The organism is Alteromonas sp. DYW1 (assembly GCF_059752595.1).
Map to the genome: position 1 here is coordinate 220932 of NZ_CM186038.1, position 19570 is coordinate 240501.

Genomic DNA, 19570 nt, shown 5'->3' on the forward strand with positions numbered 1-19570 from the left:
ATTGTGGTAATTATGCTTTTGAACGAACAACCTGGTAGCTTCTGCGGACATACTGCACAGGAACGCTCCAGATATGCACCAACCTGCTAAATGGGAATAGTACAAACAACGTTATACCCAAAGTAACGTGGAACTTGTAAACCGGATGAACCGTTGAAATAAACTCTACTGCTTCAACCGGCCTGAACGTCAATAGATAACGAGACCAGCTCATTAGGTTATACATCACAGCACCATCCATATGACCCGAAGAGATTACGATGGTAAACATACCTACGATTAACTGAAGGTAGATTAGCAGTAAAATGCCGGTGTCCATCTTACTGCTGTTAGCGCGGATCCTGGGATCAAACAAACGGCGCTTTACCAACATAGTTAAACCAATAAAGCATAAGACACCAAAGAAACCACCCACACCCATGGCTATCACTTGCTTAGTTGCCAAAGAAATTCCAAGTGCATGCCAAATTTCCCAAGGCAATACGAGGCCCGCAAAATGCCCCAATAAAATCGCAATGATACCAACGTGAAATAAAATATTGGCTACACGAAAGTTTTTGTTACTAAGCATTTGGCTTGACCCAGTTTTCCAACTGTATTGTTCTCGGTCATACCGTAGAAGGCTACCGAGAAAGAAAATCCCGGTTGCGATATAAGGATAGATGCCAAAAAAGAACATATCTAAAAAAGCCATTACTAGCTCCTTATTGCTTGCTCAGCCGCTTTGGCTGACGAATTATCTACAAAACTGATGGGAACATCCTGGTCACGACGTTGCGTCTCAGAGGGTCGATTGACCTGAGACGGACAACCGCCGTTTACTGCGTCACCACCAAAAGTGACGGCTTCTTCTTCCCAGACTTTGTCCAACGCCTTTTTGGTATCATCACGTTTTTCATCTTTGACTTGCTCACGCAGTGCCTGCACATCAATAGCTGCCTCAGAAAGAGCAACTAATGCTGAAAAGACTGAACTGTAGTTACTCCCTCTTTTTTCCAGCCGCACTTGTAGTAGCGCAAGGATGGGTGCAATGTCCTGCAACCAGCCTTTGCCATTCTCGCTGCCTTGTGTGCTAACGAACTCAAGAAACAAGGGGATATAATCAGGTAACTCTCTCACACCGATATCCAAGCCTGCGGCTCGGTATTGCTCCAGCAAATTAACCATTGCCTGACCACGGTCGCGCGATTCTCCATGAATGTGCTCATAGATGAGCAGCGATAGTGAACGACCACGCTCAAACAGACCGTCATAATCAGCTTGCCAATCAAGCAAGCTGTCTGAGAAGCGCTGATCGACAAATGCGAGCAGACTAGCTTTGTTGTAGTCATCAAACTCGGCATCGTTTGCAATAATTTCTGCAATATCGATTCCGTGCTCATAGAGCGCTTCTGTCGGGTAATCAAGAAGTCTTGAAAGGACTTTTAAAATTTCCATCAGTCTTGTACCTCCACAGGAATGACTTGACGTACGGTTTGTTTTTTACCGCCAAACAAGTCGGTGCTACTGTCACCGCCACTACAACCGTTGCCGAAGCTGAAGCCACAACCGGATTTCATATCGTAAGCATCTTCTGCATATGCCTTGTGGCTAGTCGGAATGACGAATCTGTCTTCGTAATTGGCAAGCGCCATATAACGATACATTTCTTCAACTTGCGCGACGCTGAGTCCAGCTTGTTCCAGCGCTTCTAAATTTTCTTCGCCGTCAACTTGTTGTGAGCGTTTAAATTTACGCATTGCCATCATGCGCTTTAACGCATGCTCAACCGGAGCTTCGTCACCCGCAGTCAGCATATTGGCTAAGTACTTCATTGGAATACGCAACGCTTTTAAGTCTGGGAAGACACCATCCATTGGCACACTACCGGCCTCAACTGCGCTTTGAATTGGGCTCAAAGGCGGCACATACCATACCATTGGCAGTGTGCGGTATTCGGGATGTAACGGTAGAGCGACTTTCCAGTCCATGGCCATCTTGTAAACCGGAGACTCTTGGGCTGATTTCAACCACGCCTCAGGAATACCTTCTTTGCGTGCTGCTTCCTGTACAGCTTCGTCGAATGGGTCGAGGAAAATGTCGCACTGCGCTTGATATAGATCCTTATCATTGGCAACACTGGCAGCTTCTTCTACGCGGTCAGCATCGTAGAGCATAACGCCTAAGTAACGGATTCGACCTACACAGGTTTCAGAACAGACTGTGGGTTGACCCGCTTCAATACGTGGATAGCAGAAGATACATTTCTCTGATTTGCCGGTTTTCCAGTTGTAATAGATTTTCTTGTACGGGCAACCACTGACACACATTCTCCAGCCGCGACACTTGTCCTGATCAATCAAGACAATACCGTCTTCTTCACGCTTGTAGATTGCCCCAGATGGGCAAGACGCCACACATGCAGGATTGATGCAATGCTCACACAGGCGAGGTAGATACATCATGAAAGTCTTTTCAAACTCGCCGTACATGTCGGCCTGGATCTGATTAAAGTTACTGTCAGCTCGACGCTTGGAAAACTCGGTACCGAGGATTTCTTCCCAGTTCGGGCCCCAGTCAATTTTTTCCATTCGTTGACCAGTTATCAATGAACGAGGACGAGCAACAGGCTGGTGCTTACTTTCTCCCGCTTTATGCAGATGTTGATAATCGAAATCAAACGGCTCGTAGTAATCATCAATACCCGGTAAGTCGGGGTTGGCAAAAATGTTGGCCAGAATACGTAGCTTGCCACCCTGCTTAGGTGTCAATTTGCCATTGCTATGCCGAGTCCAGCCACCGTTCCATTTTTCCTGATTCTCCCACTCTTTGGGATAACCGATTCCCGGTTTCGTCTCAACGTTGTTAAACCATGCATACTCGACGCCTTCGCGTGATGTCCATACATTCTTACAAGTTACAGAGCAGGTGTGGCAACCGATACACTTATCAAGGTTGAGCACCATGCCTATTTGAGCTCTAACTCTCATGATTAGCCCTCCGCTCCAAAGTTGTTAAATTCATCTGCACTCTGTTCGACGCTGTCATCGTCTAACCAGTCGACTTTCGCCATTTTTCTAACGATAACGAATTCGTCACGATTACATCCCACAGTACCGTAGTAGTTAAAACCGTAGGCCTGTTGTGCATATCCACCAATCATGTGAGTCGGTTTCATCACCGCACGCGTGACTGAGTTGTGTATACCACCGCGAGTTTTGGTAACTTCTGAACCCGGCACATTCACTATGCGTTCCTGAGCGTGATACATCATGCTCATGCCTTCCGGTACACGCTGTGACACAACCGCTCGGGCAGCGATCGCACCGTTCACGTTGAACACCTCGATCCAATCGTTATCAACGATGCCTGCGCGCTGCGCGTCGGGCTCAGAAATCCACACAATCGGGCCGCCGCGAGACAGTGTAAGCATCAGCAAGTTGTCTGAATAGGTGCTGTGGATCCCCCACTTCTGGTGTGGCGTTATCCAGTTCAGCGCAATCTCCGTATTACCATTGGGGTGCTTATTCATCATTGGCTTCACGGTTTTGAGATTGATTGGTGGCTTGTACAGGCACATGGTTTCACCAAAATCGCGCATCCACTCATGATCCTGATAGAACTGTTGGCGACCTGTGACTGTGCGCCACGGAATGTACTCATGCACGTTGGTGTAACCCGCGTTGTATGAAACGTGTTCATCTTCTAAACCTGACCAAGTAGGCGAGCTGATGATTTTGCGAGGTTGTGCCTGCACATCTCTGAAGCGGATCTTTTCCTCTTCTTTGGGTTTCGCCAGATGCGTGTGATCCAGCCCGGTAAACTCACTAAGGGCAGACCATGCTTTAACCGCAACGTGACCGTTAGTTTCCGGCGCGAGTGAAAGAATCATTTCCGCCGCATCAATGGCAGTTTCAATTTTAGGCCGACCTTTGTTCGCACCTTCTTCAACATGACGACGATTTAACTGGCCAAGAAATTCGACTTCTGTGTCGGTATTCCAGCTTATTCCTTTACCGCCATTGCCAAGTTTTTCAAGCAATGGCCCAATCGAGGTGAATCGCGCATAGGTATTCGGATAGTCTCGCTCCACCACAATCATGTTCGGCGCAGTCTTTCCTGGAATAAGGTCACACTCTCCTTTCCACCAATGCTTCACGCCAAAGGGTTGTGCGATTTCTGCTGGCGTATCGTGCAGAATCGGTAAGGTGACTAAGTCTTTCTCTACACCTAAATGGCCGACTGCAGTTTTAGAGAATTGCTTGGCGATGCCTTTGAAAATATCCCAGTCAGAACGGGACTCCCACACAGGATCTACCGCTGCACTTAATGGGTGTATAAATGGGTGCATATCAGACGTATTTAAGTCGTCCTTCTCGTACCATGTTGCTGTTGGCAACACGATGTCCGAGTACAAACAGGTGGTTGACATGCGGAAGTCCAATGTCACCAACAAGTCAATTTTACCCTCGGCAGCTTCATCGACCCACTTAATGTCCTCTGGCTTTTTACCGCCGTCTTCACCAAGATCTTTGCCCATCAAGCCGTGTTTTGTTCCCAGCAAATGGCGCAGCATGTACTCATGGCCTTTACCTGAAGAACCGAGCAAATTCGAACGCCAGATAAACAAATTGCGTGGATAGTTTTGCGGATTTTCAGGCTCCAAGCAGGCAAAATTTAGCTCACCGCTTTTGAGTTGCTCAACTGCATAGTCTTGTGGAGACTTACCAGCAGCTTCTGCATCTCTGCATAGCTGAAGCGGATTCATGCCAAGTTGTGGTGCTGATGGTAACCAGCCCATACGTTCCGCGCGACTGTTAAAATCAATAATCGAACCAGACCATTTGTCTTTGTTTGCCATTGGAGAAATGACCTCTGTCATCTCTAACTTCTCGTAGCGCCACTGACTCGAATGATTGTAAAAGAAAGAAGTACCGTTCATATGGCGCGGTGGACGTTGCCAGTCAAGCCCAAACGCCAGTGGTTGCCAGCCAGTTTGAGGGCGCAGTTTCTCTTGCCCTACATAGTGTGCCCAACCGCCACCACTTTGACCGATGCAACCACACATCATCAACATATTGATGAGACCACGGTAGTTCATGTCCATGTGATACCAGTGGTTCATACCTGCACCAACGATCACCATGGAACGACCTTTGGTCTTGTCTGCGTTGGTTGCGAATTCCCGCGCGACTTTGATTACATCCGCGCGTGGAACGCCTGTGATTTGTTCCTGCCAGGCAGGAGTATAAGGAATATCTTGATCGTAACTGCTGGCCACATTTGGATCGTCATAGCCATTATCGACACCATAGTTGGCAAGTGTTAAGTCAAAAACAGTGGCAACATAGGTTTCAGAGCCATCAGCGAGTTTGACTTTCTTAGCTGGCACTTTGCGCAGCAATACATCGTCGTGCTCAGTATTCTGGAAGTAGCCAAATTCATGCTCCGCACCACCAAAATATGGGAAAGCAACACTGACCAACTCATCATGACTACCTTTCAGACTTACTCGTAAGTCGAGTTCATCACCTGATTTACCATCAGTTTGGGTAATATTCCATTTACCTTTTTCACCCCAGCGATAACCGACTGAGCCTGTAGGCGAAACCAATTCGCCATCTTTATCATTGACCGAGATGGTTTTCCATTCAGGGTTGTTGTCTTGACCGAGTTGACCATCTAAATCTGACGCTCTAAGGAATCGCCCCTGATGCAGACTGCCGTCCTCAGCTTTGTCTAGCATGACCAGAACAGGGAAGTCGGTATAACGTTTCACATAATCGGCAAAATAAGCTGATGGTTTCTCAACATGGAATTCTTTAAGAATAACGTGGCCAAATGCCATCGCTAATGCTGCATCGGTTCCTTGTTTAGGTGCCAGCCATTGGTCAGTTAGTTTCGCCACTTCTGAATAATCAGGTGTGATACCGATGACCTTAGTACCTTTGTAGCGTACTTCTGTGAGGAAGTGAGCATCAGGCGTACGTGTTTGCGGAACGTTTGAGCCCCAGCAAATAATGTAATTCGAGTTATACCAATCAGCTGACTCAGGTACATCGGTCTGTTCACCCCAAATCTGAGGAGATGCAGGTGGTAAATCACAGTACCAGTCATAGAAGCTAAGGCAGTTACCGCCTATTAAAGACAGATAGCGCGCACCCGCGGCGTAGGAAACCATAGACATCGCAGGAATGGGTGAAAAACCAGTAATACGGTCAGGGCCGTAGGTTTTCGCCGTGTACACGTTGGCAGCCGCAATGATCTCATTAGCTTCGTTCCAGTTAGCGCGAACAAATCCCCCCAGGCCTCGTTGTTGTTTATATTCTTTGGCTTTTACAGGATCCTCGACAATCGAGCGCCATGCCTCTACCGGGTCCTGGTGTTGGGCTTTCGCTACTCGCCAAAGTTTAACTAAGCGTTTACGAATTTTTGGATGCTTGAGGCGATTGGCGCTGTAGATGTACCAAGAGTAACTTGCGCCCCTTGGGCAACCTCTTGGCTCATGATTAGGAAGATCTGGGCGCGTACGTGGGTAATCGGTTTGCTGAGTTTCCCAGGTTACCAATCCATCTTTTACATAGATTTTCCAGGAACATGACCCGGTACAATTAACACCATGGGTTGAACGCACAACTTTGTCATGCTGCCAGCGACGGCGATATCCGTCTTCCCACCCTCTACTTTCATTCGTGGTAACCCCGTGACCGTTTGAGAACGGCTCTTCGTTACGTTTGAAGAACTGCAATCTGTCTAAAAAATGACTCACGCCAGACTCCTTTATCAATGGAATAGCAACGTTAAGATGCGCTGCAAACTCAAGCTCTACATGGATTAAAGTGCATTGTTAATCGCACGGCAAGAGCTCGAAAATGGCGCTAAATAAGGGAGTTACCACCAAAGTGGTAGAGGCATTTTTTTGCTTTTCCTTTGTATTAAAGGGGTCTAGACTGATGTCATTAAAAACCGATTAGAAATTGAGCGTAAACTAATCTTTGTAGGTATCACTTGTAAGTCGACGAAATCTAAAAATATCCCATGCAACCGATTAAAAGTTTCATACATTCGACAGTTTTTAAAATCGCCGCATTAATGTTTTCGGTGAGCTTTTTGGCGATCATCAGTATGTTTACTACCGTGTTTATGAGTGACGGCGCTCAGTTTGATGCTCAGGCGGTCAATGTGGCGGGCTCATTGAGAATGCAGGCGTATCGAATTCATAGCATGATGCAGGAAAGCCCTTATGATATTGAGACAATCAATCAATTAGTTGGTGAATTTGATCTGACTTTGAATACCGGCGTGCTGGTTAATCAACAGGCGCTTCGGGATAGCGGTGATATTGCAAAGCATCATGCGGCTGTTACAAAATACTGGAGTGAAGAAGTCAAGCCGTTGATCCAAGCCTATTTAACTGCGTCAGCTGAGAATAATACTTCTAGTCTTGGAGTTTTCAACACATTGGTGGAAAACATCGAACTAGTGGTTACTGCTTACCAAAAACATGCTGAAACCAATATTGCTACGATCCGATTAGTTCAGAGTCTGGCATTATTCTGCACCCTGATACTTATTGCGCTAGCGATGGTGATTGTGCATCGGCATATAGAGCAACCGCTTTCAAAGCTGACAGCAGTAGCTCGTCAAATAGGCCAAGGAGACTTCACTGCCAGAGCAGAGGAAACGGGCAAAGGCGAGCTTGCATTGTTGGCCCGAACAATCAACAAAATGAGCGGCAGCCTGTATCGCTCAAAATCGCAACTGGAAGAGCAAATCAAACGAAAGACAAGAAAGCTATCGCGTTCAAATCAATCACTCGAATTGCTGTTTCAAGTGTCACGCAAACTCAATGAAGTTGAACCCGGCTCTGTCGATTTTCAACCATTACTCAACAAGCTGGCTGACGTAACAGGTGTAAAAGACTTAGACCTATGCATTATGACAGCGCAAGGCACGAGCCCCTATGAACATTTGATGAGTACCGAAAAAACGATTCCAGACAAATGCCAACAACAGCTCTGTCACAACTGTACTGAGCATGATTCACTTTTTCCACCTGTTAATGGGCAAATGAAGTATCAGTTAAGTATTGGGGATCAACACTATGGTGTCTTGGTGGTGAGTTTGGCTGAAGGGAGTATTCTGGAAGACTGGCAGCACCAGCTGTTTGAAGCCATTGCTGAACAGGTCGCCAATGGTCTTAGCATGAAACATCAAAACGAACAGGGGCGGCGTATCGCTTTGATGAACGAACGCACGATAATTGCCAGAGAACTGCATGACTCTCTGGCGCAGGCATTGTCCTACCTAAAAATTCAGGTAACTCGATTGCAACGCCTGCAGCAAAAAGACAGTGCTCAGGAGCAAATAGACCAAGTTATTGATGAGTTAAAAAATGGACTTGGCGCGGCTTACAGTGAACTGCGTGAATTGTTAACTACTTTCAGATTGAAACTCGATGGACAGGGCATCAAAGCCGCATTAGAGCAAACGATTTCGCAATTGCAAAACCGCTCAGACGATTTCAGTTTTACGCTTAATTATCACGTAAGCAATATTCCCTTCACGCCTCAAGAAGAAATACATCTTTTACAAATTGCCAGAGAAGCGACCCAAAATGCATTCTATCATTCTAAGGGCTCCAATATTGAAATTGGCATAACCACTAATTCCTTATCAGAAGTGATATTAACGGTTAAAGACAACGGAATTGGCATCCCTGAAGACCCGAATAAGCTGAATCACTACGGCCTGGCCATTATGAAGGAACGCAGCCGGAATTTGGATGGGGAATTATCAGTCAAACGAAATGATGAACGCGGCACCATGGTCATGTTTAGTTTTATTCCGGAGTATGCGCGAACTCTTGAGGTAAAGAGCAAGAGTGCTTGATTTCCCAAGCTTTTGACCCGTTTTATCAACTGTGAATTGCAACTGATTTCACCTGTAACAACGCTTGGCTACCAGCCGCTAAAGACAAATTTGCTATTGCGCGTTTGGTTACCGAAACCATAAAAGCATTTTCGCCTACAGTAGCTTTTACAATTGCTTGGCTTGGGTGCTCACCTTCATTGATTGCTACAATCTGAGCGTTGAGCACGTTTTGAAAACTGTTTTTACTTACAGAATTCGCCAGGCTGATATCTTTCCCAAAGACTTGAACTCTTACTTGGTTGCCTATCTTGAAACTATTGTTGGGTATCCAAAGTGCTTGGTCGCCAATAGACATACAAGCTAAGTGCCACTGCTTGTCAATCTTTATTACCTTGCCTGACAAGACCGTCGATATCTCATCATTGAGTCTTAGTGGTAACATCTCATTTGAAAGCGAGGCCGACAGCGAATCACTAGATACCACACTACCTTCATGCATAACAACAACATGATCTGCTAGCATTGCCACTTCTGGCGCTGCGTGAGTAACGTATAACATGGGTATGCTCAGTTGCCGCTTAACACGCTTTAAGAAAGGTAAAATCTCGCGTTTTCGGTCATCGTCAAGAGATGCCAGTGGTTCATCAAACAGCAAAATCTTGGGGTTCAACGCCAGTGCCCGAGCAATGCCGACACGCTGTGCTTCCCCACCTGATAATTCAGCAGGCTTTTGATTTAACAGGTGTGCAATTCCCAACACTGAAATTGCTTCATCTAGGTTCTGTTTGCTTGCGTGAACGGCACGTTTGATACCATAGAGAAGATTATCCTTAACGCTGAGATGGCTAAATAGACTTGGCTCTTGAAAGACATATCCAATGGCTCGCTTGTGCGGCTTAAGCTTAGTTTTTGGGCTATCCCAAACTTCATCACCGATAGAAAAGTATCCAGCTGCCTCCTTCTCCAGGCCAGCGACACACCGCAGCAATGTTGTCTTGCCGCACCCAGAATGCCCATAAAGCACAGTAATGCCAGTTTCGGGAAGTTTAAGAGCAACATTCAGATTAAAACGCCCTTTAGAAAGCCTATAAGCGAGTTCCACAATTACCGCCTCTTCACGGGAACGAATGCAAACCGTCGACGCCGGATCCATTGCAGAAATGTTAATGTTATAAATGAAAAGATTAGCATGATTAATGACAGCTTATGTGCGGCGCCGTAATCCATACTCTCTACATGGTCATAAATTTGAATTGATACAACTTGCGTTTCACCCGGAATATTGCCTCCAATCATCAAAATAACACCAAACTCACCAATCGTATGCGCGAAAGTCAAAACGATAGCCGTAAGAATGCCATTCTTTGATAGAGGCAACACCACAGAAAAAAAAGTATCCATGGGAGAGGCTCTTAACGTAGATGCGACTTCTAGCGTTCGAGTAGGGATGGCTTCAAAGGCAGACACAAGTGGTTGTACTGTAAAGGGTAAAGAATAAACAATCGAGGCTATGACCAAGCCTGAAAACGTAAAAGGGAATACACCAAAACCTAATTGCGTTGTTACTTTACCCACCGGACCCTCAGGACCTAAAAGCAATAGTATATAAAATCCGAGTACCGTAGGCGGCAATATGAGTGGCATCGCTACCAATGCAGTTAAGAGACTTGTGAGCTTGGAGCGAGACCTAGCCAACCACCAGGAAAACGGAATTCCAAAACATAACAGGAGAATGGTTACCGTGCTCGCCAGCTTTAAGGTCAGAAGCAAGGCTTGCATATCACTCGTGGATAGCATTTGCGGCCTCTTGATCAGGTACTTCAAACCCATATTCTGTCAGTATTTTTGAGACGGCTCCACTTTGCATAAATGAATGAAATCGCCACGCGGTAGGGTTGTCTCCACCGTGTTGGGTGACAATAAAACCTTGGAGTAGCGGAGAATGGAGAGTCTCCGGTATTAATATGTAGGAGGCTCTTGAGGAGCTCCATGCAGATTTTACCAACGACAAGGCAACGATACCCGCATCGACATGCTGATTAACGATAAATTGAGCAGTATGGGAAACGCTATCACCATAGATGATTTTTGAAGTCAGCTGAGTCCACAATCCAGTTTGCTCCAGTACCTCTTTGGCTTTCATTCCATAGGGAGCGTGTCGTGGATTGGCAATAGCGATTCTCTCAAAGTCAGCGTTAAGCAAAGAAGCGAGTTGGCCGTTAGACAAATCGTTTTTATGGCTCAATAGAACTAATCGGCCCTTTGCGTATGGGACAACTGCCGACGAAGAATACCCCATTGCTTTAAGCTGCTGTGGAAAGTTTATGTCTGCTGAGAAATACAGATCATATGGTGCACCGTTGCGGATCTGCGTACGAAACTTCCCTGACGAACCAAACGACGTTTTAACGGCCACATCTGGATTGGATGTCTGAAACAAACTAACAATATCTTTCATTGCGAATTTGAGGTCAGACGCAGCTGCTATTAACAGCTCATCAGCATTTACATTCAAATGAAAAAACAGGGTTATTAATGAGAAAATTAGCTTTAAACGCATGAGAGTCTCAACCATGGTAAACCGATAAAAGGTGCGATCGTTCGCACCTTAATATCGACGTTTGGGACTGCCTAAGGGTTGTAGAATTCGCCGTCCTTACGTAAATAGAACCAGTAGTTAATCAAGACGCAGACTCCATAGAACACTGCAAACCCGATCAACGCGACTTCAGGAGTAGTTGCCTGGATTTGTTCACCAATAACTTTGGGTATGTAAAAGGCACCATATGCCGCCACCGCAGACGTCCAACCAAGAACAGGGCCAGCTTGTTCTTTAGGGAATACTTGTGCGATGGTTCTGAAGGTTGAACCATTGCCGATACCAGTCGCTGCAAATAGCAGCATGAATAACACAAAGAAAGGGATAAAGAACTCTTCTGGTGTGGCAGACTGATAAGCTTCTCTCATGTAGTATGCCGCACCGAGCGCACTACCAATCATCACAATTGAACAGATTTGTGTTACCAGTGCACCTCCGACTTTGTCCGAAATCCAACCACCTAACGGACGAATAAGTGCACCGATGAAAGGCCCCATCCAAGCGTACATTAAAGCACTTGGCCCATTAGGATTGATGGTATTGTGCGTCATCACTCCATCGACCATAACGTGGCTGTAGCCAAAAATAACTTTGATCGCGAGCGGGAATGAGGCCGCAAAACCAATAAACGAACCGAAGGTCATCGTATAAATCACACTCATCACCCAAGTGTGTTTGTTATTAAAGATTTGATATTGACGAGTCAGACTCTCACCAATTGGACCTGGTAACATTTTTAAGATAACGACGGTGGCAGTCACAACCAGCACTAAAACAACTTCCTTGGGTACCCCGAATCCAGAACCATTTGCAGTCTCTGGTAGCATCAACCATAAGCCAAAAGCAGCCACCACCAAACCGATACTGAGCATAACCGTGATCAGAGCAAAAGATGTTAGAGGGTTACCAATGTTTGGAGAAACATCAGGCGTACGAATATTATTCATACCAAACCATGATAGGAAGAATAGAGGGACAAGTAATAACAACCAGACAAAACCGGCGTTTGAAATATAGCTTTCTGTGCCTGCAGGAATTTTACCGATGAGCGTGCCTGATGCGTTGATCAGCGTCATCGGGTCGCCACTAAAAGCACCAAAGGCAGCGAATGTCATGAACAGTGGCACAACAATTTGCATCGTGGTAACACCAAAGTTACCTAGACCTGCGTTCATACCCAGTGCCAAACCTTGCTGCTTCTTTGGGAAGAAGAAGCTGATATTAGACATTGATGAAGCAAAGTTTCCGCCGCCGAAACCGGATAGCAGTGCTAACAGTTGAAATTGCCATAATGGCGTATCAGGATTTTGCAGCGCAAATCCTGCTCCTACCGCTGGTATCATTAGTAGTGCAGTCGTAAAAAAAATGGTGTTCCTACCGCCGCATAATCGAATAAAGAAGCTGCTTGGAATTCTCAGTGTTGCGCCGGTCAATCCAGCAATCGCCATCAAGGTAAAGAGTTCAGCCTTTGCAAATGGGAAACCCAGGTTTAACATTTGAACGGTTATGATTCCCCAATAGAGCCATACAGCGAAGCCTGCTAGCAAGCTAGGAATGGATATCCAAAGATTGCGATTCGCTATTTTCTTTCCCTCTTTTTCCCAGAAATCAGGGTCTTCTGGATCCCACTTGTGCAGATCAGACATAACGCTTACTCCAACATAGAATGACATTTATTTGGTCACACTATGGTCCACGCAGGCAGAGCTAACAATCTGCTTCAGTAGGTAGCTAGGCGAAGCATTGTGGTAACAAAACTAACGATTTTTGACACATTGAGTGCTGAAAGAGGTATAGCTATCTTGTTGTATTCCCAATATTTAAAGGGTTTCAAAAAATGTGTTTTGCTACCTCATAAGTGGTAGCTGGCTTACCTCCAGTAATTTAAGAGAAGTTCACCAGTTAGTGTATAGTTAAACTAAACGAATGACTCAGCGTTTGTAAGGAGGCATACATGTTCGAAGACAAACCCGCTACTATCATGATGGTCGACGACCATCCTTTATTGCGTAAAGGATTAAACCAACTCATCGAATTTGAAGATGATCTAAAAGTTATTGGAGAGGCGAGTTCAGGAAAAGAAGCCATCGAAATGGCGGTTCAATTGGAACCTGACCTGATCACGCTGGATTTGAACATGCAAGGTATGGATGGACTGGAAACGCTTAAGCATCTGCGGGATAGAGGTGTTGATTCGCGCATCATCATGTTGACGGTATCTGACAACGATGAAGATGTTGTTGAAGCCGTGCGTTCAGGTGCAGATGGTTATCTTCTAAAGGACATGGATCCAGAAGATATTGTCGACAAACTCCGTGAAGCCGCACTTGGTAAAATGGTGATGAGTGCAAAACTAACTGAAGTACTGGCAACAGCGTTACGAAAACCCGAAAGGGCTGGAAGTCGAGCATTGGCCAGCCTGACCAGTCGTGAATTGGAGATCCTCAAACTCATCGCCAAAGGTATGAGCAATAAGCTTATTGCACGAGAATTGGATATTTCGGATGGCACGGTCAAAGTCCATGTGAAGCACTTTCTTAAAAAACTGAATCTACGCTCTCGTGTGGAAGCAGCGGTATGGATGGTGAACCACCAAAAAGGAGCTTAACCATGGGATGTGGTTGCGATGCAAAAGGCCTTATGCCGATAGAGGAAGCAAAACAAATCATCTGGGACACTATCTCTCCGATTGTTGAAGTTGAGTATTGCAGTCTTGATTCGGTACTGGATAGAGTATTGGCCGAAGATGTGATTTCTCCCATCAACGTCCCGGGTTTTGATAACTCCGCAATGGACGGCTATGCTATTCGCCATCAGGATCTGTCTTCTGGTACTACTTTTAATCTGGTTGGTAAGAGCTTTGCTGGCAATCCTTTCAGCGGCGAGATCGGCAAGCATCAGTGCGTGCGTATTATGACCGGCGCACAAATCCCATCAGGTGCGGATGCGGTGGTTATGCAAGAAAACACCGTTGCAAATGGTAAGGAAATCACAGTCACTCACACTGTTAAGCTAGGTGAAGCGATACGAATCGCAGGTAGTGATATCGCAAAAAAATCCGTCGTGCTGCCTAAAGGAAAGAGGCTGACTGCAATTGATATTGGGCTCCTCGCGTCTATCGGTATCGATGAGGTATCAGTTTTCCGCAAGCTTAAAGTGGCATTGTTTTCAACCGGTGATGAGCTTTTACAGCCTGGAGATACTCCTCAACAAGGCAAAATCTTTGACAGTAATCGGCCCATGCTTCGCGCGATGTTAAAGCGTCTTGGCGCTGAGGTTCTGGACTTGGGTGTGATAGAAGATGATCCGGAAAAAATTCGTGATGCCTTTACCCAAGCAGATGCAAATTCAGATTGCGTAATCACTTCTGGCGGCGTGTCGGTGGGTGAAGCTGACTATACACGTGAAATCCTCGAGGAGATTGGTCAAGTAGACTTTTGGAAGCTGGCAATCAAACCTGGCAAACCACTCGCATTCGGCAGATTAAACAACAGTTTGTTTTTTGGTCTCCCCGGTAATCCAGTATCAGCGGCAGTCACCTTTGACCAAATTGCCGCACCGTCTTTATCACTATTAGCGGGCTGCACACCTGAGGGAAGAGTCGCCATTAGAGCCATCGCAAAGAACAGATTTAGAAAGAAACCAGGAAGAACTGACTATCAACGCGCAGTCTGTTACCGCGATGACAACGGTCAACTGATAGTCGACTCTGGCGGTTCTCAAAGCTCAGGCGTGCTTTCTTGTTTTACCACAAGCAATTGTTACGCAGTGCTTGAAAACAGTCGCGGAATGGTAGAGCCGGGAGAAACGGTGGATGTGCAATGGTTTGATTCGGTTTTAAGATAAAAAAGCAATGAGTAATCAACTTCGTCGTTCGATTTATCTGCTTACTGGCTTAGTGGCCTGTCTTTGCGGCATTGTTGGCGTCGTATTACCTTTGGTTCCAACTACCCCCTTTCTACTCGTGTCTGCCTTTTGCTTTTCTAAAAGCTCGAATACGCTACATCAATGGCTATTATCGCAGCCATTGCTCGGGGGCGTGATTAACGACTGGGAACAATCAGGCGTAATTGCACTTAAGACTAAAGTCATTGCTTGTACGAGCTTGATTGCGATGGTAGCCGCTGCGTTGTTAATTGGCGATTACGCTCATTGGACAATTGCTTCGGTAACCACTGTATCCATCCTCGTTTTAAGCTTTATATGGAGCAGACCCAGTCAGGTTTGACGTTATACTATGTATGGTTATTTGATACTCGCTCACATTTTAGGAGCAACAGTATGGACAGGCGGCCATATCGTGTTGGCGCTTGCTGTATTACCCAGAGTATTGAAAGAGAAGTCACCCCAACGTTTGCTGGAGTTTGAATCAGCATTTGAGCGTATTGGTAAACCGGCAATGCTACTCCAAATAGTCACCGGTTTGCTGTTAGCACATCGATTGTTGCCCGACATTTCACTATGGCTGGATTGGAGTAACCCTATCTCAAGGGTGATTGCCCTTAAGTTTATACTACTTACGTTAACTATTTTATTAGCTGTTGACGCTAAACTAAGAGTTTTACCTAAATTATCGCAGCAGAATTTATGGGATATGGCCCTGCATATTATTGCCGTAACCCTGCTTTCGATACTTTTCGTAATCGTCGGCGTATCGTTCAAGACAGGTTGGTTGTATTAAGCCAGCGATCCATTGCTTCCTTGTCCGACAACCTGCTGGCAACCCACTTCATACCTTCTGAGGTAGCCTCTTGTTTCCACAAAGGCGCGCTGGTTTTAAGGTAATCAATAATAAACTCACACGCGTCAAATGCGTTTTTGCGATGTTTGGATGTTACGCCAACGAACACAATCTGCTCCTGAGGCCCAATTCTCCCCACTCGGTGGATAACTCTTATTTGCCCCAACTGCCAACGTTTTCGCGCTTCGCTGCAGATACGCATCAGAGATTTTTCGGTCATACCTGGGTAATGCTCTATGTGAATGCCCGACACGGCCCCCTGAACATTGAAATCTCGTACCAAACCGGTAAAAGTGACTACAGCGCCGTCCCCATCCGCCTCTTCCTTCAGGGCAAGGTATTGTTCACAGTGATCAAAATCGGCACGCTGAACACTGATCATTGTTAGCCTCCTGTCACCGGCGGGAAAAACGCAATTTCGTCGCCATCATTTATTTTTGTGTCCTTTCCACAAAGCGTTTGATTGATCGCACATAACACATCTCTTTCTTCGAGGAAGCGCCACTCCTCTCCACGCTTGGCGAGCTCTTGTGCGACATCGGCGACAGTGTCTTCACCCGTATACTCAAGATTCAAAGACGATGTACCTATGCTTTCACGAAGACTTGCGAAAAATTTTATCTGTATCATGCAGAGCGCCTCCACAGTCCAGTTTTACCACCGCTTTTTTCAATGACTTTTAAGCCATGAATAACCATTTCTGGGTCAACAGCTTTACACATATCAAAAAGCGTCAGCGCAGCCACAGAAGCGCCAGTAAGCGCCTCCATTTCAACGCCAGTGTTACCGTTTAACTTACATTGACAGGTTATCTTTATTTGTTTGGATAACTCGTCAGTTTCAAAATCCACGTCTACTTTGCTGAGTAACAATGGATGACATAGCGGCACCAGATTGGCACATTGTTTTGCCGCTTGAATGCCTGCCACTCTTGCAACACTAAAGACATCACCTTTCGCCAACTGGTTTTGTATTATTTGCTCAAGCGCAATATCTGAAACACTGACATAGGCTTCCGCTTTTGCTATGCGAGTCGATGTGGCTTTTTCGCTCACATCGACCATGTTCGCTTTGCCATGATTATCAATATGGCTAAGCTCAGAATTAGTTAGCCCAGTCATATCGGTCTACTCGCGCATTGAAGCGCTTCATTGGTTTGTAAATGCGGTACGAAGTTACACGGGCCATGGGCGCCATTTAGTTGCGCTTCAATGATACCCGCCCAAGCGGTTTTGCAAGCATTGGTAGACCCAGGTAGACAAAATATAACCGTGTTGTTTGCTAATCCAGATATAGCCCTTGATTGGATTGTTGAAGTACCTATTTCCTTAAATGACAAATATCGAAATAATTCACCGAATCCCTCAACTTCTTTGTCAAACAAGGGTTTTACCGCTTCAGGTGTGGAATCTCTTGAAGTAAATCCGGTACCTCCAGTCACGATTACGGCTTGTATGGCTGGATCTGCGATATAAGCAGAGACGCACGCTCGGATCAGATAAATGTCATCGATAACAATCTCTCGCTTAATCACCTGATGACCCGATTCAGTCGCATTCACGGCCAGATACTCGCCAGAGGTATCTGTGCTTCTATCACGCGTGTCTGACACTGTCAGAACGGCGACACCAAGTGATTCAAATTGTTTGTTAGCATGTCCCATGGCGAACCTCAGTTGGTACAGAACATTCGGATGTTTCGAAGTGTTGCATTGCAAAACGCCATTGTTCTGGTGTGTTTGAATTGAAAAGGGGTGACTGCTGGCGCAGTTGCAGCTTCATTAAAGGGAAATGCGTGCAAAAGCGATCAACAGAAAAACTGTTTGTACACCGCAGTGTGTAATCCAGGGTTTGGCGGGTCGTCTCGGTGTTACGCAAGTAAAGCGGCAAACTATGTTCACCAAATCTGACATTGCTCGAAAACTTTTCGCCGCTATCTAACAAGCGTTGTAGTGTGGAAACATCCATGAGCGGAAGGTCGATCGGCAGTATCAATAGATTTTTGTTAGGAAAGCGCATAGCAGCACTGTGGATACCAGACAAAGGCCCTTTACCTGGGTACAGATCTGGGAAATGTCCAGCTTCGCCGTCATTACGACTGATAACAACTTTACTCACCGATGTTTCAAGTAACATCTGGTAAGTTCTGGTCAACATGGTTGATTGCGAAATCGTAAGTAAAGCTTTGTCTTGGCCCATACGGCTAGAAGCTCCGCCGGCTAAAATGACGCCAATTGTGTTCATGTTACCCTCCTAGCATAGCCAGCTGCTTCGTTGCACCTGTAAATCCTTGATGCAGAAAATGCTGACTGTTTTTTTGTTGAAGATGAGAAACAATAGCTTGCTGAGCACCCGAAACATCACCAGCTGACAGAAATGAACGGATACTGACGCCTTGTTCTGCAAACAAGCACAGATGCAGTTTACCTTGTGCGGAAACCCGCAATCGATTGCATGATTCACAGAAGTCTTTGCTATAAGGCATGATTAGGCCGATATTCCCTGTAAACTCTGGGTGCATGAATTCCTGTGCAGGCCCGGCATCGGTTTCTCTAATAATGCGCTGCCACCCTTGCTCGATAAGTCGATCTTTAATCGTTTGCCCGGCGACGTGGTTTTTATCAAAAAAGCTCTTGTTGTCGCCAGTCTGCATAAGTTCAATGAATCGCCAGGTAACCTTGTGGTCGCGCAGGTAGTCAAAAAATGCCCCTAATTCTTTGTAGTTGAATTGCTTGAGCATCACCGTGTTCAGCTTAATGTTACTGATGCCTAACTGAACTGCTCGTTCTATTCCTAACAGTATTTCTTCCAGTTTCTGTTTACCGGTGATCGCCGCAAACATACGTGGGTCTAGACTATCTGCACTCACATTAATGGCATCTAGGCCAGCATGCTTGTACCTTTCGATGTCCTGATTGAGCTTGAAACCGTTTGTTGTAAGAGCGACTTTTTTAATACCATCAACTTTTTTGCAGGTTTCGATGATCTCACATAAGTCTTTGCGCAGTGCTGGCTCGCCACCAGTAATGCGCACTTTGGTTGTTCCCAAGCCGGCAAACGCTTGCACCAGCGTTTGAATTTCTTTCACAGACAATCCACGTTTGGGAGTGTTGCAGTCATTCCCATCAGGAAGACAGTAGTTACAGCGGAAGTTGCACAGTTCAGTTACTGAGAGTCTCAGGTAATTGAATCGTCTTCCGAATGAGTCTTGTAAATTCATCTAACACCTTTCCAAATGTCGAGCATTGCAGCTCGTGGGCGGCAGGTTGATTTCTCTGGCTACCGGGCAACTTCTCAGTCGCGGCTCCTGTACCTTAGTTATTTAAACCTTAGGTATTGGAGCTCGGAGTTTTTGTTACCTTAAGTTTGGCGTAAAAG

The 19570-nt window shown here is 45.8% G+C and carries 19 protein-coding genes and 1 riboswitch; of the genes, 5 read left to right on the plus strand and 14 right to left on the minus strand.

Features of this window, described 5'->3' with window-relative positions:
* Window positions 1–10: 10 nt before the first annotated feature.
* Genes narI through AC121Z_RS01020 form a run of 4 tightly spaced genes read right to left on the minus strand, consistent with a single transcriptional unit; the run spans window position 11 to window position 6748 of the window.
* A complete protein-coding gene (narI, locus tag AC121Z_RS01005) occupies window positions 11–694 on the minus strand; it encodes a respiratory nitrate reductase subunit gamma (protein WP_126828249.1) in 684 nt (227 codons plus the stop codon).
* 2 nt (window positions 695–696) lie between these two features.
* Window positions 697–1437, minus strand: a complete 741-nt coding sequence (narJ, locus tag AC121Z_RS01010; protein ID WP_411272452.1) for a nitrate reductase molybdenum cofactor assembly chaperone — start codon at window positions 1435–1437, stop codon at window positions 697–699.
* A complete protein-coding gene (gene narH / locus AC121Z_RS01015; protein ID WP_100642516.1) occupies window positions 1437–2969 on the minus strand; it encodes a nitrate reductase subunit beta in 1533 nt (510 codons plus the stop codon). The genes narJ and narH overlap by 1 nt, the downstream gene beginning before the upstream one ends.
* A gap of 2 nt (window positions 2970–2971) precedes the next feature.
* Entirely contained in the window at window positions 2972–6748 is a 3777-nt protein-coding gene (locus AC121Z_RS01020; protein WP_498125914.1) for a nitrate reductase subunit alpha, read from the minus strand.
* A gap of 332 nt (window positions 6749–7080) precedes the next feature.
* On the opposite strand from AC121Z_RS01020, the gene AC121Z_RS01025 reads away from it, so the two are divergent.
* A complete protein-coding gene (locus AC121Z_RS01025; RefSeq protein ID WP_498128112.1) occupies window positions 7081–8871 on the plus strand; it encodes a histidine kinase in 1791 nt (596 codons plus the stop codon).
* Between the two features lie 25 nt (window positions 8872–8896).
* Here AC121Z_RS01025 and modC read toward each other — a convergent pair whose 3' ends face one another.
* From modC to AC121Z_RS01045, 4 genes are all read right to left on the minus strand, one after another.
* The gene (modC, locus tag AC121Z_RS01030) at window positions 8897–9955 is read right to left on the minus strand and encodes a molybdenum ABC transporter ATP-binding protein (RefSeq protein ID WP_498125916.1); all 1059 of its coding nucleotides are present in this window, start codon (window positions 9953–9955) and stop codon (window positions 8897–8899) included.
* A 2-nt stretch (window positions 9956–9957) separates the two neighbouring features.
* Window positions 9958–10650: a molybdate ABC transporter permease subunit gene (modB, locus tag AC121Z_RS01035; protein ID WP_498125918.1), complete on the minus strand. Its 693-nt coding sequence runs from the start codon at window positions 10648–10650 to the stop codon at window positions 9958–9960.
* A complete protein-coding gene (modA, locus tag AC121Z_RS01040; RefSeq protein ID WP_498125920.1) occupies window positions 10634–11413 on the minus strand; it encodes a molybdate ABC transporter substrate-binding protein in 780 nt (259 codons plus the stop codon). The genes modB and modA overlap by 17 nt, the downstream gene beginning before the upstream one ends.
* 71 nt (window positions 11414–11484) lie before the next feature.
* Window positions 11485–13098 carry an MFS transporter gene (locus AC121Z_RS01045; RefSeq protein WP_498125921.1) on the minus strand — a complete coding sequence of 538 codons (1614 nt, stop codon included), beginning with the start codon at window positions 13096–13098 and terminating at the stop codon, window positions 11485–11487.
* A 308-nt stretch (window positions 13099–13406) separates the two neighbouring features.
* Between AC121Z_RS01045 and narL the strand changes: the two genes are divergently transcribed.
* From narL to AC121Z_RS01065, 4 genes are read left to right on the plus strand one after another with little or no spacing between them, the layout of a single operon-like run.
* Window positions 13407–14060, plus strand: coding sequence for a two-component system response regulator NarL (gene narL, locus AC121Z_RS01050; protein ID WP_498125923.1), 654 nt, complete (start codon window positions 13407–13409; stop codon window positions 14058–14060).
* A gap of 2 nt (window positions 14061–14062) precedes the next feature.
* Entirely contained in the window at window positions 14063–15298 is a 1236-nt protein-coding gene (gene moeA / locus AC121Z_RS01055) for a molybdopterin molybdotransferase MoeA (RefSeq protein ID WP_498125925.1), read from the plus strand.
* A gap of 7 nt (window positions 15299–15305) precedes the next feature.
* On the plus strand, window positions 15306–15680 hold the full coding sequence (locus tag AC121Z_RS01060; RefSeq protein WP_498125927.1) for a YbaN family protein: 375 nt from the start codon (window positions 15306–15308) through the stop codon (window positions 15678–15680).
* A gap of 9 nt (window positions 15681–15689) precedes the next feature.
* The gene (locus AC121Z_RS01065; protein WP_498125929.1) at window positions 15690–16133 is read left to right on the plus strand and encodes a copper resistance protein CopD; all 444 of its coding nucleotides are present in this window, start codon (window positions 15690–15692) and stop codon (window positions 16131–16133) included.
* Here the strand turns inward: AC121Z_RS01065 and moaE are convergent.
* The 6 genes from moaE to moaA form a co-directional block, all read right to left on the minus strand.
* Window positions 16111–16575 carry a molybdopterin synthase catalytic subunit MoaE gene (moaE, locus tag AC121Z_RS01070; RefSeq protein WP_498125931.1) on the minus strand — a complete coding sequence of 155 codons (465 nt, stop codon included), beginning with the start codon at window positions 16573–16575 and terminating at the stop codon, window positions 16111–16113. The two genes, AC121Z_RS01065 and moaE, sit on opposite strands and share 23 nt — an antisense overlap.
* A gap of 2 nt (window positions 16576–16577) precedes the next feature.
* The gene (moaD, locus tag AC121Z_RS01075) at window positions 16578–16823 is read right to left on the minus strand and encodes a molybdopterin converting factor subunit 1 (protein WP_498125932.1); all 246 of its coding nucleotides are present in this window, start codon (window positions 16821–16823) and stop codon (window positions 16578–16580) included.
* A complete protein-coding gene (gene moaC, locus AC121Z_RS01080) occupies window positions 16820–17314 on the minus strand; it encodes a cyclic pyranopterin monophosphate synthase MoaC (RefSeq protein ID WP_411272442.1) in 495 nt (164 codons plus the stop codon). The genes moaD and moaC overlap by 4 nt, the downstream gene beginning before the upstream one ends.
* Window positions 17311–17856, minus strand: coding sequence for a molybdenum cofactor biosynthesis protein B (moaB, locus tag AC121Z_RS01085; protein ID WP_126828220.1), 546 nt, complete (start codon window positions 17854–17856; stop codon window positions 17311–17313). The genes moaC and moaB overlap by 4 nt, the downstream gene beginning before the upstream one ends.
* Window positions 17843–18436, minus strand: coding sequence for an NTP transferase domain-containing protein (gene mobA / locus AC121Z_RS01090; RefSeq protein WP_168476943.1), 594 nt, complete (start codon window positions 18434–18436; stop codon window positions 17843–17845). Before mobA ends, moaB begins: the two co-directional genes overlap by 14 nt.
* 1 nt (window position 18437) lies before the next feature.
* Window positions 18438–19412, minus strand: a complete 975-nt coding sequence (gene moaA, locus AC121Z_RS01095; RefSeq protein ID WP_498125933.1) for a GTP 3',8-cyclase MoaA — start codon at window positions 19410–19412, stop codon at window positions 18438–18440.
* Window positions 19401–19553: riboswitch (molybdenum cofactor riboswitch) on the minus strand. (Overlaps the previous gene by 12 nt.)
* Window positions 19554–19570 lie beyond the last annotated feature (17 nt).